Here is a 15,866-nt window from a genome sequence, read left to right as displayed (position 1 = left end):
GGCGCCAAATAACGTAGGCCGGATAAGGCGTCAGCCGCCATCCGGCACAAACGCGACACTCGGCGTGATTGCCCGGCGGCGCTACGCTTGCCGGGCCTACTAAGGGGGCGAACCCGGCGCCAAATAACGTAGGCCGATAAGGCGTCAGCCGCCATCCGGCACAACGCGACACTCGGCGTGATTGCCCGGCGGCGCTGCGCTTGCCGGGCCTACAAAACCTGATAACCCTTTGATATAAATGCATCTTTATCCCGGATAAGGCGCAATGCGCCGTCATCCGGGGCATATGCAGATTAATCGTTCTGCGCGGTCTGGGCGCCGCCTTTCAGCATCGCCTCCGCCATCTGCGCTTCGCGCTGCTTTTTATAGCTCAGCGCCGAAGCCGGGACTGGCATCACCTTCCCGGTCTCGATCCACGTCCGCAAACGGCTGGCGTCGGCGAAGTGGGTATATTTGCCGAAGGCATCCATCACCACCAGCGCCACCGGGCGTTGGTTAATCACCGTGCGCATAATCAGGCAGTGGCCGGCAGCGTTGGTGAAGCCGGTTTTGGTCAGCTGGATGTTCCAGTTGTCGCGATACACCAGATGGTTAGTGTTGCGGAACGGCAGGCTGTAGGCCGGATGGGCAAAGGTGGCGGTCTCTTCTTTGGTGGTACTCAGCTGGCCAATCAGCGGATACTGCTCGCTGGCGATCAGCAGTTTGGTCAGATCGCGAGCGGTGGAGACGTTATGCACCGACAGACCGGTGGGCTCCACATAGCGGGTATGGGTCATACCCAGCGCCTGCGCTTTGGCGTTCATCGCGCGAATAAAGGCGTCGTAGCCGCCCGGATAGTGATGCGCCAGGCTGGCGGCCGCGCGGTTCTCGGAAGACATCAGCGCCAGCAGCAGCATATCGCGGCGGCTGATCTGGCTATTGAGACGCACGCGGGAGTAAATCCCCTTCATTTCCGGAGTATGGCTGATATCCACCGTCAGCATTTCATCCAGCGGCAGATGGGCATCGAGTACCACCATGGCGGTCATCACCTTGGTGATCGACGCCATCGGGCGCACCAGATCCGGCTGGCTGGCGTAGATGATTTTTTTGGTGGCCAGATCGACGATCATGGCGCTGCCGGAAGCGATGTCCGGCTGCGAGGCGGTGACCGCCGTCGGGGTTTTTGCTAACGCCTGGGGCGCAAAAGGCACAGCCAGCAGCAAGGTCAGGCTGAGCAAAGAGACTCGGAATTTCGGCATCATGGGCATTCTGAAAAGTATTTTTGCACGTTATGGAACGTACGCCGCGAGGTTAAGTGGGCAACATCGCTGGCAAACGCCATCATACCGCGCCGTAAGGCCCTGTGCCTAATAAGAATCGTGAAGAAATGCTGCATTGCCGACATAAAATACATATTTGCCGGCAATGCATATTGACCCGTTTGGTCCGATCAGAACAGTCGGTAGCCATAGCCCCATAGCACCACGGTGATCGCCAGCAGTACTTCCAGCACCAGCACCCCGATGGCCAGGGTCGAGCTGGCGAAACTGAGCCCCTCTTCCCGGTTAATGCTCAGGAAGGTCGGGATCCCGAGATAGAGCAGATAACCGGTATAGAACAAGGCAACGGTACCGATCAGCGCGCACAGCCAGACCAGCGGATAGAGCGCCACAATCCCGCTCAGGAACAGCGGCGTGGCCACATAGCCGGCAAAGACCATGCAGCGTTTCAGGGAAGGCTGCTGCGGATATTGCCTGGCCATCCACCAGATAACCCGCCCCATGATCGCCACCCCGGCCAGCATCACGGCATAAAACAGGACAGCCAGAGCCAGCCCGGTCCACATCGACAGTTTAATAATGGTGCCGTCACCGAAGTTCCAGCCCAGCTGCGTGGTGCCGATAAAGGCGCAAACCACCGGAACCGCCGCCATCAGCAGCACATGGTGCGTATAGTGATGAGAAATGGTTTCATTCTCGCTCTTTATCACGCTCATCTCCCGGTTGGGATGAGCGAAGAGCCCCCAGACATGGTTCATAGCGTCCCCCTTGTCACGGCTTCGTACTGCACTGATCCAAGTATAATTCACCCTGTAGATTATTTTGTGTACAGCACAAAAAATCTGCGTCGCCGCGTTTTGGCCTGCAGGGTGTATGATTAACAGGTGATGAGGTAAGGAGATAAGCTGTTTATGGATATCAATCACCTGATTTCCCAGTATGGCTACGCGGCGCTGATCGTCGGCAGCATGGCGGAAGGTGAGACCATTACCCTGCTGGGCGGCGTCGCGGCGCATCAGGGACTACTGAAGTTTCCCCTGGTGGTGATCGCTGTCGCCCTCGGCGGGATGATTGGCGATCAGTTGCTCTATCTGCTTGGTCGCCGCTTCGGCGGGCGCATTCTGCGCCGTTTCTCCAGCCAGAAGGCGCGGATCAGGAAAGCCCAGCGCATGATCCAGCACCGGCCGTGGCTGTTTGTCATCGGCACCCGCTTTATGTACGGCTTCCGGGTGATCGGCCCCCTGCTGATCGGCGCCAGCCGCCTGCCGCCGCGCATTTTCCTGCCGCTGAATATTGCCGGGGCGCTGGTGTGGGCTCTGCTGTTTACCACCATAGGCTATGTTGGCGGCGAGGTGGTTGGCCCGTGGCTGCACCACCTCGACGCCCATCTGAAGCACTGGATCTGGCTGATCCTCGCGGTGGTGGTGGTCGTGGCCGCCCACTGGTGGTTCAGGCGGCGCGAAGGGAAGAAGAAAGACTGAGCGGCGCGCCCGCTGACGCGCCGGGGGGCCGGTTACTTCACGCTCTGGTGGTAGCCGCCGCCGAGGGCCGAGGTCAGCTGAATGCTGGCGTCAATCCACTGGCCGTGCAGGCGCAAGGCGGTGATACGCTCCTGCAGCGCCGGGAGCTTCGCCATACTGACCCGGGAGCCGGGCAAGATCCCCGCCGCCATCCGGGCCTGCGCCAGGTCCACCACCCGCTGGGCGTCTTTTTCAACCTGCTGCTGCTGTTGGCTCTTGGCCATCAGCGTCTCGACCTGGCTGGCGGTTTTCGCCACCTGGTTGACGGCGTCCACCACCGCTTTGTTGTACTGGGCGATGGACAGGCTGTTCTGCGCGCTGGCGATATCCAGATTGGCATTGAGGCGACCGCTGTCGAAGATCGGCAGCGTCAGTCCGGCGGTGACGCCCATCTGCTGCGCCGAATGGCGGAAAAGATCGCTTAAGTGCAGGGCATCCTGCTGCAGGAACGCCATCAGATTGATGTCCGGGTAAAACGCCGCCTTCGCCGCGTCCACTTCGCTCAGCGACGCCTCGATATACCAGTGAGCAACCTGCAGATCCGGGCGGCGCGCCAGCAGCTCATAGCCAAGGGTGTCCGGCAGCTGCGCGCTGACCGTCGGCAGGCTGGCGGGTTTGAGGTTTAGCGACTGGCTCTGGCTGTTGGTCAGGGCCATCAGCCGCGCTTCAATCTCTTTCATCGTGCCCGCCACGTCCGCCAGCTGCTGGTCGGTTTTACTGACGTTAATATCGTTTTCCGCCCCTTCGGCGGAGTTGGTGATCCCGCGCTGATACAGGGCCTTGTCGACCGTCACGATATTATTTTGCTCGTTTTTCACCTGCTGCAGCACCGCTTTGATCGCCGCTTCCGTCTGCCACTGCCAGTACAGGCGCGCCACGCTGCCGGAGAGCAGCTCGCGGGTCTGAGCCTGCTCGGCCACCTGGGCTTTCAGCTCGCCGATGCGGGCTTTCACCAGCGCACGGTTTTTGCCCCACAGATCGAGATCCCAGCCGGCGGTCAGGCCGAAGGTACCGTTGGTGTACCACGGGCCGGTATTGCCGTCGGTGTCGGTGGCGAACGGCCCCATCAGGCCTTCGGCCGACATGCGTTGACGTTCGATGTCAGCGGAGAAATCCATCTCCGGGCCAAGATTCGCCTGCGACATTCTGGCCTGCGCTTCGGCAAGCCTGATGCGCTGTTCGGCAATCTGCATATCCGGCGCGTTGGCGAGCGCGCGCTGAATCAAATTATCCAGTTGGGCATCGTGGTAGTCTTTCCACCAGTCGGTCTGCGGCCAGCCGTTTTTGACGGCGGCGGGGAGATCCATGGCAACATGGGAAGCCGGAATTTGCTGCTGCGGCGGACGAGCAACCTCATGGGAAGGCGCGCAGCCTACCAGCGCGATGGCCAGGGGCAAGGCCGCCAGCACGCTATTATTTAATCTCAATTTCATTAGACAGGTCAGATAATATAATCAGGTGAGTGATCATAAGTTAATTGAATTAAACGCGTTTAGTAAAGCGTGTGACTAAATTATTAGTTTGCTAAAAATAAACAAACTTATCAATTCAAGGGATGAATATGAGCCAGAATATTTATGACGATCCGCACTTCTTCGCCGGCTATGCAACCCTCGATCGTTCGGTGAAAGGGCTGGATGGCGCACCGGAGTGGCCTGCCCTGCAACAAATGCTGCCGCCGCTAGCCGGTTTGCGGGTGGTGGATCTCGGCTGCGGCTACGGCTGGTTTTGCCGCTGGGCGCAGCAGCAAGGAGCCAGCCAGATAATGGGGTTTGATATCTCCCGGCGTATGCTGGCGCAGGCACGGGAAATGACTCGCGGGGATGAGATTGACTACCGCTGCGCCGATCTGCAAACCCTGACGCTGCCCGCCAACAGCTGCGATCTGATCTACAGCTCGCTGGCTCTGCATTATTTACCCGACATCGCCCCGCTCTTCTCCACCCTGCAGCAGGCGCTGGTCCCTGGCGGTATCCTGGTCTTTTCTGCCGAACATCCCATCTATACCGCGCCGCTGCAGCAGGGATGGCAGGTGAATGAACAGGGGCAAAAGAGCTGGCCGGTCAGCCACTATCAGCAGGAGGGGGAGCGCGTCAGCAACTGGTTTGCCGAGGGCGTCATTAAACAGCACCGCAAACTCTCGAGCTGGATAAACGCGCTTATCGCCGCCGGTTTTGTGCTGGAGCAGCTGGATGAGTGGGGGCCAGGCGCCGAACAGATTGCTCAACAGCCCGCCCTGGATGAAGAGAAAGAGCGGCCGATGATCTTTTTACTGCGCGCGCGTAAACCGGTTTAATCCCCCGCCCGACGATGGCCGGGCGGGGAAGCGTTACGCTTTCAGGCTGGCGCCGCGGCTGGCAATCACCTCTTTATACCAGTCAAAGCTCTTCTTCTTACTGCGCGCCAGGGTGCCGGTGCCGTCATCATGGCGGTCGACATAGATAAAGCCGTAGCGCTTCGACAGCTCCGCCTTCGAGGCGCTCACCAGGTCAATCGGTCCCCAGCTGGTAAAGCCCATCAGCTCAACGCCATCGTCAATGGCCTCCCGCGCCTGCACCAGATGGTCGTTCAGGTAGCTGATGCGGTAGTCATCGTTAATGCTGCCGTCGGCTTCCACCTTATCTTTGGCGCCCAGACCGTTTTCCACGATAAACAGCGGCTTCTGATAGCGATCCCACAGCACGTTCAGCAGCGTACGCAGGCCCAGGGGGTCTATCTGCCAGCCCCACTCCGAGCTCGCCAGGTGCGGGTTCGGCACCATGCTGAGAATATTGCCGCGCGCCTGCTGGTTCAGCGCCTCATCGGCGGTGACGCACCCGGTCATGTAGTAGCTGAAGGAGATAAAATCGACGGTGGTTTTCAGCGTGTCGCGATCGGCCTCGGTGATGTCGAGCGTGATGCCGTTGTCGCGGAAAAAGCGCTGCATATAGCCCGGGTACGCCCCGCGCGCCTGCACGTCGCCGAAGAACTGCCAGCTGCGGTTCTCCTGCAGCGTCTCGAACACATCTTCGGGTTTGCAGCTCAAGGGATACATCAGCCCGCCGAGCAGCATATTGCCGATTTTGCCCTCGGGCACCAGCTCGTGACAGGCTTTGACCGCCAGGGCGCTGGCCACCAGCTGGTGGTGAATGGCCTGATATACCTCGCCTTTGCTGCTGCCGGCCGGCAGGCCGACGCCGGTCATCGGGGCATGCAGCGACATATTGATTTCGTTAAAGGTCAGCCACAGTTTGACCCTGTTTTTATAACGGCTGAACACCGTCCGGGCGTAGCGCTCAAAGAAGCCAATCACCTGCCGGCTACCCCAACCGCCGTAGTTTTTCACCAGCGCCCACGGCATTTCATAATGCGACAGCGTCACCAGCGGGGTGATGTTGTGCTTCGCCATCTCGTCGAACAACTTGTCGTAGAACACGAGTCCGGCTTCGTTCGGCTCGGCGTCATCGCCGTTGGGGTAGATACGGGTCCAGGCGATGGACACCCGCAGGCAGTTAAAGCCCATCTCGGCAAACAGGGCGATATCTTCCGGGTAACGATGGTAAAAATCGATCGCCACATCCTTAATCCCGCTGTCGCCGGGTACGCGCTCGACCACTTCGCCGAAGACGCCGTGCGGCTGCGCATCGGAGGTGGATAACCCTTTGCCATCTTCCAGGTACGCCCCTTCCACCTGATTCGCCGCGGTCGCGCCGCCCCATAAAAAATCTGCCGGGAATGTTTTCATCTCTCTCTCCTGTGATTAATGGCTGACTGACAACAGCGGCTGACCGGCTTCGACGGCGCTGGGCGCCACCGTGTCGATCTCACGATAGTCATCGCTGTTGCTGATAATAATCGGGGTCGCCAGGTCGTAACCGGCGTCCAGAATTGCCTGACGATCGAACTCAATCAGCAGATCGCCGGCCTGTACTCTGTCGCCCTCTTTCACATGCGCGGTAAACGGCACGCCGTCGAGTTTGACCGTGTCGATGCCGACGTGGATCAGCAGCTCAATGCCGCTGTCGCTCTGCAGGCCGATGGCGTGTTTGGTCTGAAACAGAGAGGCCACTTCGCCGGTGAACGGGGCGATGACTTTGCCTACCGCCGGGATAATGGCGACCCCATTCCCCAGCAGGCCGCTGGCGAAGGTGCTGTCCGGCACCTGATCGAGGGCGATGACGCTGCCGCTCATCGGCGCCAGAATGTCGTTTGCCGAGACCGGCGCTACCGCCACGGCGCCCGGAGCGGCGCTGGCGCGCGGCAGGCCGGCGAAGAAAGTTAAGCCACAGGAGATAATCAACGCCGCGAAGATGCCCACTATGCCGCCCCAAACGGTGCTATCAAGCCCTTGGGGCGGGATCATTTGCGCCACGGTAAAAATGTTCCCGAAGCCGAATGAATAGACGTTAGCATTACTGAAACCCACAATAGCGCCGCCGATGGCGCCCGCCACGCAGCCGAAGATAAACGGCCGGCGCAGCGGCAATGTTAAGCCATAGATAGCGGGCTCGGTAATGCCGAAGATGCCCGCTGAAAACGCAGAACCGGCCAGCACTTTCTGACGGGCATCGCGGGTTTTCAGCAAAATACCCAGCACCGCGCCGACCTGCCCCATAACGGCCGGCAGCAGCATGGGCAGCATGGAATCATGGCCAAGCACCGTCAGATTGTTAATCATCAGCGGAATCAGTCCCCAATGCAGGCCGAAGATCACACAAACCTGCCACAGCGCGCCCATCGCCGCTCCCGCCAGCCACGGCGCCACCGCGTAGATAATCTGATACCCCTGGGCCAACAGATGACTGAGCCAGGTCGCCAGAGGGCCAATCAGCAGAAACGTCAGCGGAACCACAACGGCGAGACAAATCGCCGGCGTAAAAAAGTTTTTCATCGATGACGGCAGCAGCGCGTTGCTCTTGCGCTCCAGCCAGCAGCAGACCCATGAGGCGAGAATAATCGGGATCACCGATGAGCTGTAATTAATAAAGGTCACCGGGATGCCGAGAAAGTGCTCCACCGCCGCGGCCGGCGCCTGGCTGGCCTCAAAGGCCTGAATCATCAGCGGGTGGGTTAACGCCCCGCCGATCACCATCGAGACAAACGGGTTACCGCCAAATTTTTTACCGGCGGTGTAGCCGAGAAACAGCGGGAAGAAAAAGAACAGCGCGTCGCTGGCGGCAAACCAGATTTTATAGGTTCCCTGTTGCGGGGTCAGCCAACCGCAGACGACCGCCAGCGCCAGCATCCCTTTCAGGATACCGGAGGCCGCCAGCACGCCGATAAACGGCGTGAAAATTCCCGACACGACATCGATGATCTGCCCCAGCAGCGACCCTTTTTCAACGCTTTCCGCCACCGGTTCGCTGTCGTCGCTTAACCCTGCCTCCTGACGCACCGCCAGCCAGACGTCGTGAACGTGGTTGCCAATCACCACCTGAAACTGGCCGCCGCTCTCCACCACCATAATGACGCCCGGGTTGGCCTTCAGCCCTTCGGCATCGGCTTTGCCGTTATCTTTCAGCTTAAAACGCAGACGTGTCGCACAGTGAACCAGACTCACAATGTTCTCTTTGCCGCCGACGCGGCGGAGAATATCCTGCGCGAGTGCTTTATATTCCATGCTCTTTTCCTTACTGCCGCTGTCCGCAGACAACCGGCGACTGAGTAGTAAAAATAAAAAAAACCCGAGAACCACGCCGGTAGGCGTCGCGCTCAGGTTTTGCCTGCATCATGCAGTAACAATCCAGTTTTGTCGGGAGACTTAGCGTCCCTCTTTTCTTACCCGTTCAATATGAATGGCAAGAAACATAATTTCTTCGGTGGTCAGCGCCCGCTGATACTGCTTTTGCAGATGCGTCGCCACCGTTTCCGCGCACTTCCACGCTTTGGCGTAGTTGTCTTTCACCGCGCTGTGCAGCGAGACGTCGTCATCTTCCACCACCGTACGGGTCAGCATCCGCTGGGCGAAAAACTTCAGGTGGGTGACGAAACGCTGATAGCTCAGCGACTCCTCGTCGTAGTTCAGCTGCAGCTGATACTTCACCAGCTGCAGGATCTCCTGCATCACCCGGGTCACGTGCATGACCTCCGGCATTTCGCTGTTGAGCTGCGCCGTCACCAGATGGAGGGCGATAAATCCGGCTTCATCCTCCGCCAGCGCCACGCCGAGCCGTTTGCCAATAATGGCCCTTGCCTCCTGGCCCAGCGCGAACTCCTTCGGATAGAGCCGCTTGATCTCCCACAGCAGCACGTTACGCAGCGCGATGCCCTTTTTCTGCCGCTCGATAGCAAAGTGACAGTGATCCGTTAACGTGATGTACAAACTTTCCTGTAACTTGCCCAACCGCCCGCGCGCCAGGTCGATAATGCGATCGCAGGTGGTCATCACTTCTAACGGAATCTGACTGAGCAGTTCACCTAAGCGGCCGACCAGTTCATCACTTTGTAAGGCGAAGACTTTTTCAATTTTGCTGTCGTCCAGCGCGTCGCCCGGGCGTTTCTGAAAGGCCAGCCCTCGCCCCATCACCACCTGTTCGCGCTGGTGTTCGTCAAGAACCACCACCACATTGTTATTGAGTACTTTGGCGATTTGCATATTGACCCCAGAAACAAAAAAACCTGACCCCCGACGAAACGTCAGGTAATCAGGTTTTGCCTGCCGCAGCAGTTGCAATCCAACGCCAGCACTGTAACAACTTCTGCTGCGCGCTCAACCTGACAAGTGAAAAAACGTGATTAAGATCGCGACTATCAGAAGGTCACGACGGTTTTCCACTCCACCACCCACGCGTCCTGGGTCTGCGCAACGCTGCCCGGACGGTGCCAGTACTGCAGGCCCGGCTGCAGCTCCAGCCAGGAGACCGGACGGAAGCGATAATAGAGTTCGCCGTTCAGCGAGTGGCCGGCCACCGGCTGCCAGGCCGGATCGTTATAGTCGGCGGCGCCGCTGAGCTGGTTCATATAGCGCTGATTGCGCGCGTAGTGGCTGCTCATGTCGATCCACGTCAGGCCGAAGCCGATCCAGTCCTCCGGACGGGCGTCAAACAGCCCGCGGTAACGCATCGAGGCGGCGACGGCGGAATGGATATAGTTGCTGCGCTGGTCGCTGAGGCTGCCGCTCAGCGAGACGCTCATTCCCCGCAGCGGATCGTCGGCGTGGCGGGTAATCTGCTGGTTCAGGCCGGCGTACATAAACCAGGTGCTGTCGTGCTCGGCGTAGCCCTGCGGGTCCGTCGCCCCGGCGCCGCCGGATTTGCCGCTGTAGAGGTCGCTTTGCGGCGCGTTAGTCCAGACCACGCCGAGGTTATAGGCTCCCGGCAGGCCATTCATCAGCGGACGGGTTTCGATCTCCAGCGGCAGTAAAATGCCTTTGCTGCCCTTCGTCGACCAGCTCCAGGCATGGCTGCGCGAGGCGGCCTGCGGGTTTTGCTCCATCACCCCGCCTTTGAGGGTGACCGTCGGCGTCAGCTTGTACTCCAGGGTGGTGCCCCAGGTGTGGATGTTCCAGTTATTCCAGGTCAGCGAGTTGGCCGATTTGCCGCCGCACTGGGTCAACAGCTGGAAATCGCAGGGAATGATCTGGTCGAAGGTTTGCACCTTGTTCATCATGCCGATGCGCCAGGTCAGACGACGGTCGTCAAAGCTGCGGGCGAAGGTCAGCCAGCCGAGACGGGTGATCGACCCGCCGCCCCAGCTCTCCTGCGACAGATCGTTGAAGCTGACCCGCGGATCCTGCAGCCGTTTCGTGGTGAGGTTATCATCGTGGTTGCGGTTGACGATGTTGCCCTCGAGACGGGCGTCCGGTATGCCTGTCCAGCGCTCAAGATCCTGGGTAAAGGTCAACGACACCTGGTCAATATAGGCCAGATGTTTATCGTGGTTATAACCGCCGCCGGCGTTGTAGGCCATCTCGTTAAGATAGCCGAGATTATAATGAAAGCCGTTCTCTTCAAGGATTGGACGAATACCCAGCATATCGCCCAGCAGCCCTGGCTGTCCGGCTTCAAACCCCAGCACGCTGCCGTTCCACGCCGGGGTTTGCGCCGCGTTCACGACGGGCGCCATCGCCGCCAGCGCCGCGCCGATAAAAAGCTGATTTATTTTTTTGTTATACATTGTGATCTCCACCGTGACTGAATAAAAACAAAGGGGATCCCCAGGCTATTTATTTACCTGTTTTCTTTTTTAAAAAATGAATGGCAAGGGGCGTCCTTCGGTAATAAAACCGCGACCGTGCCAGAGAAAAGATGAATGACAATCTCTTGTTTTACGTCATCATTTATCCACCGTTAAATTTTGGCCAAAAAAAAACCTAAGCACTTGCCGCCACGAATGACGGAAGTGCTTAGGTTTTGCCTGCGTTCAGTAGCAATCCTGAATTGATTGACCGCACAGTATCACTTTATTTCACTCATGCCTATCATCAATAGGCTGGCAAGTAATAATATGTGAAGCGAATAACAATATGGCGCTTAATAGCGGGCGATCGCCGCCGCTATTTCAGCAGAGGTTTGCAGGGCGCGAATTTCATTAAACAGCGTCAGCGCCTCGGTATATTCCTTGCGTAAATAGCCCAGCCACTGCTTAATTCTCGCCACATGATACAGGCCGGTATCGCCCTGCTTTTCCAGACGGGTATATTTTTGCAACAGCCGAACCACCTGCGGCCACGGCATGCGCGGTTCGTTGTATTTGATCACCCGGCTGAGGTTCGGTACGTTGAGCGCCCCGCGGCCAATCATCACCGAATCGCAGCCGGTGACGGCCATACAGTCCTGAGCGCTTTGCCAGTCCCAGATTTCGCCGTTGGCGACTACCGGAATGGTCAGGCGCCGGCGGATCTCGCCGATGGCCTGCCAGTTGATGCGCTCCGCTTTGTAGCCATCCTCTTTGGTGCGGCCGTGGACCACCAGCTCGCTGGCCCCCGCCTGCTGCACCGCGTCGGCGATTTCAAAGCGCCGTTCGCCGCTGTCCCAGCCGAGACGAACTTTCACCGTCACCGGCAGATGACCGGGCACCGCCTCGCGTATCGCCTTCGCGCCGCGATAGATAAGCTCCGGGTCTTTCAGCAGCGTCGCCCCGCCGCCGCTGCCGTTCACCAGCTTCGACGGACAGCCGCAGTTTAAATCGACGCCCCACGAGCCAAGCGCCACCGCGCGGGCGGCGTTTTCCGCCAGCCACTCGGGATATTGCCCCAGCAGCTGGACGCGCACGCGGGTACCGGACGGGGTGCGGCTTTGATGATGCAGTTCCGGGCACAGCCTGTAGAACGATTTAACCGGCAGCAGTTGATCCACCACCCGCAGAAACTCGGTGATGCACAGATCGTAATCGTTCACTTCGGTCAGCAGCTCGCGCACCAGCGAATCGAGCACGCCTTCCATCGGCGCCAGTAGTACACGCATATCGTTACCCGGAAAAAAAAGAGGCGCTATGGTAGCGCCTCCGGGCGTTGGTTGAAAGATCTCAATGCAGGGCCTCAGCGCGGTGCAAGGCAGTTATCCTCTTTCCAGCCATACAGCCACTCCATGCCGCGATAGAATTCCTGCTGACTTTTGCCCTTCCACAGCAGATTACGCACCTGCCGCTCGACGCCTGCCGCGTGATAGATCCGCCCCATCTCGCGGGTGGACCAGACAATCCGCGCGGTACGCGGAATACGCACCGACTCATACAGCGCGAAGGCGCGGGCGGCATCGCCATCGCACTGCTGCAGCGCTTTACCTATCGTGACCGCATCCTCCAGCGCCATGCAGGCGCCCTGCGCCATATACTGCGCCACCGGATGGGCAGCATCCCCTACCAGGGTAATGCGATCGTTGCCCCACTTTTCAACCGGCTCGCGGTCGGCGGTAGACCAGCGCCGCCAGGAGGTTGGTTTGTCCAGCATCTGCCGCGGGCGTGGATGAATACCTTTAAAATAGGAGAGCACCTCCGCTTTGCTGCCGTCGCGCACGCCCCACTCCTCGCTTTCGCGGCTGTGGAAGGTAACCACCAGGTTGTACTGTTTGCCGCCGCGCAGCGGATAATGCACCAGATGACAGTGCGGCCCGGCCCATAGTACCGGGGCGTTAATCCGCAGGTCTTCCGGCATATCAGCCGCCTCGATCACCGCACGATATACCACATGGCCGGTGACCCGCGGCGCATCGCCGAGCAGGCTCTGACGCACCACGGACTTCACGCCGTCGCAGCCCAGCAGAATATCGGCGGTCCAGTTGTTGCCTTTGTCATCAAAGACGGTCACCTCATCGGCGGTCTGGCGAATATCCACCACCTGGGTGGAAGTCCGGTATTCCACGCCGGGATGGGTCAGCGCCGCTTCCCACACGGTGGCGTGAATATCTACCCGGTGGATCACCGCATAGGGTCCGCCGAAATGGTCGCGGAAGGCCTGGCCGGTCTCAATACACACCACCTCTTCCCCATTCACCGCATCCATCATCGTGATGTGGTCGGTAAAGACCGCCCGCTGGCGCGCCACATCACCGACGCCCAGACTATCCAGCGCCGAAAAAGCATTCGGCCCCAGCTGGATACCGGCGCCGATTTCACCGATTTCATGCGCCTTCTCCAGCAGCATCACTTTGATCCCCTGGCGCGCCAGAGAGAGCGCCGTCGCCGCGCCGCCAATGCCGCCGCCGACGATAATTGCTCGCGTCACTTTCGCCATACTCTTTCCTCCCTAGGCCGGAATTTTGTCTTGTTGATTTTCCGGCGCGGCGGCGATAAACGCCGGTAGCCGGGTACAGGTGTCGTACACCGCCTGGCAGCGCGGATAATGGCTAAGGTCGCATCCCATCCGCTGCGCGTTGGCCCACTGCGGCACCAGGCAGCAGTCGGCGAGCGTCGGCCTGTTACCGACGCAGTAATCGCCGGATTTCGCCTGCCGCAGCAGTTGCTCCAGCGCGCTCAGCCCCTGCTGGATCCAGTGGGCGTACCAGCGCTGCTTTTCCTCTTCGCTGATCTTCAGCTCATCGCCCAGGTAGCGTAACACCCGTATGTTATTAATCGGATGGATATCGCAGGCAATGACGTGGACCATCTCCAGCACCCGCATCCGTGCCGGATCTTCCGGGGGCACCAGCGGGTTGTGCGGATAATGGCGGTCGAGCCAGTCAATTATCGCCAGCGACTGGCCCAGCGATTCACCGTCATCGGTGATGAGCGTCGGCACCAGCCCAACCGGATTCAGCCGCCGGTACTCCAGCGCATTCTGCGCACCAATGCGGATATTCACTCCCACGCTCTGATAGTCAATGCCCTTCAGCGCCAGCGCAATGCGCACGCGGTACGAGGCGGAGCTATTAAAAAAACTGTACAGCTTCATCGCTCACCTCACACCACGCGAACGGCAACTGGCGTCAGTCCGTCGACGTTACCGGTGATCACATCGCCCTTCACGACCGCGCCAACGCCTTCCGGAGTGCCGGTAAAAATCAGATCCCCCGGCTGCAGTTCGAAAAAGCCCGAGAGATAGCTGATGGTTTCATTCACCGACCAGATCAGATGGCGAATATCGCTGCGCTGACGATCTTGGCCATTGACCTGCAGCCAGATCCCGGCCTGATTCACCTCGTGGATATCGGCGGCTTTATGCAACGGCGCGATGGGGGCGGAAAGATCGAAGGCTTTACCGATCTCCCACGGCCGCCCCATCTGGCGCATCTCCATCTGGCGGTCGCGACGGGTCATATCCAGGCCGGTGGCATAGCCCCAGATATATTCCTGCGCCTGCTCCAGGGGAATATCGCGCCCCTGTTTACCAATCGCCACCACCAGCTCAATCTCGTAGTGATAGTTGTCAGTCTGCGTCGGGTAAGGCAGATCCCGCGTTTCGCCAGCGGCAACCGGGACCACCGCATCCGCCGGTTTGCAAAAGAAGAACGGCGGCTCGCGATCGGGATCGAACCCCATTTCACGGGCGTGGGCGGCATAGTTGCGGCCAACGCAGTACACGCGGCGGACCGGAAACTGCGCATCGCTGCCAACGACAGGGATGCTGACTGGGGCCTGGGGTGCAAAAACGTATTGAGTCATGATGATTTTCCTTATTATTAATAACGCGCTTCGCGGAACAGGCCTAAGGCCTCCTGTACCGGACGGTCCGAGAAGCTGAATAAAACGCACTCTTCGCGGGCGCTGAACGAGACGCCATGCCAGGTCGGCACCACGAAGATATCTTTTGCCTGGAAGACAAAGGTTTGTTCGCCAATGGTCACCTGGCCACTGCCTTCCACCACGTGGTAGATGGTGCTGTCGGTGGTTTTCGCCACCCGCGACCGGAACCCTTTCGGCAACAGCTGCAGGAATGCGCCCATCGAGGGCATCGGATATCCGCCGGTTACCGGGTTGACGTAGCGCATCTTATAGCCGTCCCAATCATCGGCCGCGCCGAGACGGGTCAGGTCGTGCAGGGCTTCGCGACTGCGCTCGTAGCGGTAGTTGAAAATTGGCGAGGAATTCCCTGCCTGGTGGCGCAGCGGCAGCATATTGGCGGCGTAGCGCGGCAGATAATCACCCTCCGGGCGGGTGACCGGCTGCTGATCCTGCGGGTAATCTTCCGCAAAGCCGCAGCCAAGATAGTTGACCAGCGGCAGATCGAGCCCGTCCAGCCAGATAACCGGTTCATCCCCCGGATTACCATGATCGTGCCAGCGCCACTGCGGCGTCAGGATAAAATCGCCGGGACTCATGGCCGTGCGCTCGCCATCGACGGCGGTAAACGCGCCGTGGCCTTCCACGACAAAACGCAGCGCCGACTGGTTATGACGATGGCTCGGCGCTACTTCGCCGGGCATGATCAGCTGCAGGCCTGCATACAGCGACGAGGTTATGGACGACTGGCCGTGCAGCTGCGGGTTCTCCAGCACCAGCACCCGGCGCACCGCCTCTTTGGCGCCGATGAGCTGCCCGCTCTCCAGCAGCAGCGGGCGGATCTCCTGATAGTTCCAGTACGCCGGGGCGCAGTTGGCGTTCGGCGTTTGCGGGACCAGGTGGTGCAGCGATTCCCACAGCGGGGTCAGGTTCTGCCCGGAAATCTGTTGATAGAACCGCTGGCGATCGCGGCTCGTCTCGGTGGTGAATGATGTCATTATTATTCTCC

13 protein-coding genes and 1 pseudogene are annotated in these 15,866 nt (G+C 59.4%); 2 read left to right on the top strand and 12 right to left on the bottom strand.

The window, feature by feature from the left end; genetic code table 11:
• Positions 1-293: 293 nt before the first annotated feature.
• Positions 294-1,244: a D-alanyl-D-alanine endopeptidase gene (pbpG, locus tag ABLV54_RS24915; protein ID WP_074194602.1), complete on the bottom strand. Its 951-nt coding sequence runs from the start codon at positions 1,242-1,244 to the stop codon at positions 294-296.
• Positions 1,245-1,432: 188 nt separating this feature from the next.
• Positions 1,433-2,020 (bottom strand): Yip1 family protein, encoded by a 588-nt coding sequence (locus ABLV54_RS24910; protein ID WP_032453512.1) that lies wholly within the window; start codon positions 2,018-2,020, stop codon positions 1,433-1,435.
• 153 nt (positions 2,021-2,173) lie between these two features.
• On the opposite strand from ABLV54_RS24910, the gene ABLV54_RS24905 reads away from it, so the two are divergent.
• Positions 2,174-2,743: a DedA family protein gene (locus ABLV54_RS24905; RefSeq protein WP_232689906.1), complete on the top strand. Its 570-nt coding sequence runs from the start codon at positions 2,174-2,176 to the stop codon at positions 2,741-2,743.
• Positions 2,744-2,775: 32 nt separating this feature from the next.
• Here ABLV54_RS24905 and mdtQ read toward each other — a convergent pair whose 3' ends face one another.
• Positions 2,776-4,215: a multidrug resistance outer membrane protein MdtQ gene (mdtQ, locus tag ABLV54_RS24900; protein WP_044524206.1), complete on the bottom strand. Its 1,440-nt coding sequence runs from the start codon at positions 4,213-4,215 to the stop codon at positions 2,776-2,778.
• Between the two features lie 128 nt (positions 4,216-4,343).
• Between mdtQ and ABLV54_RS24895 the strand changes: the two genes are divergently transcribed.
• Positions 4,344-5,078, top strand: coding sequence for a class I SAM-dependent methyltransferase (locus ABLV54_RS24895; RefSeq protein ID WP_248861011.1), 735 nt, complete (start codon positions 4,344-4,346; stop codon positions 5,076-5,078).
• A gap of 33 nt (positions 5,079-5,111) precedes the next feature.
• On the opposite strand, the gene ascB is transcribed toward ABLV54_RS24895, so the two are convergent.
• From ascB to gtdA, 9 genes and pseudogenes are all read right to left on the bottom strand, one after another.
• A complete protein-coding gene (gene ascB / locus ABLV54_RS24890; protein ID WP_032453515.1) occupies positions 5,112-6,506 on the bottom strand; it encodes a 6-phospho-beta-glucosidase in 1,395 nt (464 codons plus the stop codon).
• Between the two features lie 15 nt (positions 6,507-6,521).
• Positions 6,522-8,493, bottom strand: a pseudogene (bglF, locus tag ABLV54_RS24885) (PTS beta-glucoside transporter subunit IIABC).
• Between the two features lie 29 nt (positions 8,494-8,522).
• Positions 8,523-9,356: a transcriptional antiterminator BglG gene (gene bglG, locus ABLV54_RS24880; RefSeq protein WP_023290435.1), complete on the bottom strand. Its 834-nt coding sequence runs from the start codon at positions 9,354-9,356 to the stop codon at positions 8,523-8,525.
• 155 nt (positions 9,357-9,511) lie between these two features.
• Positions 9,512-10,876 carry a carbohydrate porin gene (locus ABLV54_RS24875; RefSeq protein WP_248861010.1) on the bottom strand — a complete coding sequence of 455 codons (1,365 nt, stop codon included), beginning with the start codon at positions 10,874-10,876 and terminating at the stop codon, positions 9,512-9,514.
• A 356-nt stretch (positions 10,877-11,232) separates the two neighbouring features.
• Positions 11,233-12,165: a tRNA dihydrouridine(16) synthase DusC gene (dusC, locus tag ABLV54_RS24870; RefSeq protein ID WP_248861009.1), complete on the bottom strand. Its 933-nt coding sequence runs from the start codon at positions 12,163-12,165 to the stop codon at positions 11,233-11,235.
• A 74-nt stretch (positions 12,166-12,239) separates the two neighbouring features.
• On the bottom strand, positions 12,240-13,433 hold the full coding sequence (locus ABLV54_RS24865; protein ID WP_060590031.1) for a 3-hydroxybenzoate 6-monooxygenase: 1,194 nt from the start codon (positions 13,431-13,433) through the stop codon (positions 12,240-12,242).
• A gap of 12 nt (positions 13,434-13,445) precedes the next feature.
• On the bottom strand, positions 13,446-14,090 hold the full coding sequence (gene maiA, locus ABLV54_RS24860; protein ID WP_214183940.1) for a maleylacetoacetate isomerase: 645 nt from the start codon (positions 14,088-14,090) through the stop codon (positions 13,446-13,448).
• Positions 14,091-14,098: 8 nt separating this feature from the next.
• Positions 14,099-14,800 carry a fumarylacetoacetate hydrolase family protein gene (locus tag ABLV54_RS24855; protein WP_050533183.1) on the bottom strand — a complete coding sequence of 234 codons (702 nt, stop codon included), beginning with the start codon at positions 14,798-14,800 and terminating at the stop codon, positions 14,099-14,101.
• A gap of 17 nt (positions 14,801-14,817) precedes the next feature.
• Positions 14,818-15,855, bottom strand: a complete 1,038-nt coding sequence (gene gtdA / locus ABLV54_RS24850; protein ID WP_214183939.1) for a gentisate 1,2-dioxygenase — start codon at positions 15,853-15,855, stop codon at positions 14,818-14,820.
• Between the last annotated feature and the right edge of the window lie 11 nt (positions 15,856-15,866).

The sequence above is a fragment of the Klebsiella sp. JB_Kp042 genome (assembly GCF_040065275.1).
In the GTDB taxonomy this organism is placed as follows: Bacteria; Pseudomonadota; Gammaproteobacteria; order Enterobacterales; family Enterobacteriaceae; genus Klebsiella; species Klebsiella quasipneumoniae.
This window is presented reverse-complemented; position numbering and strand designations above follow the sequence as displayed.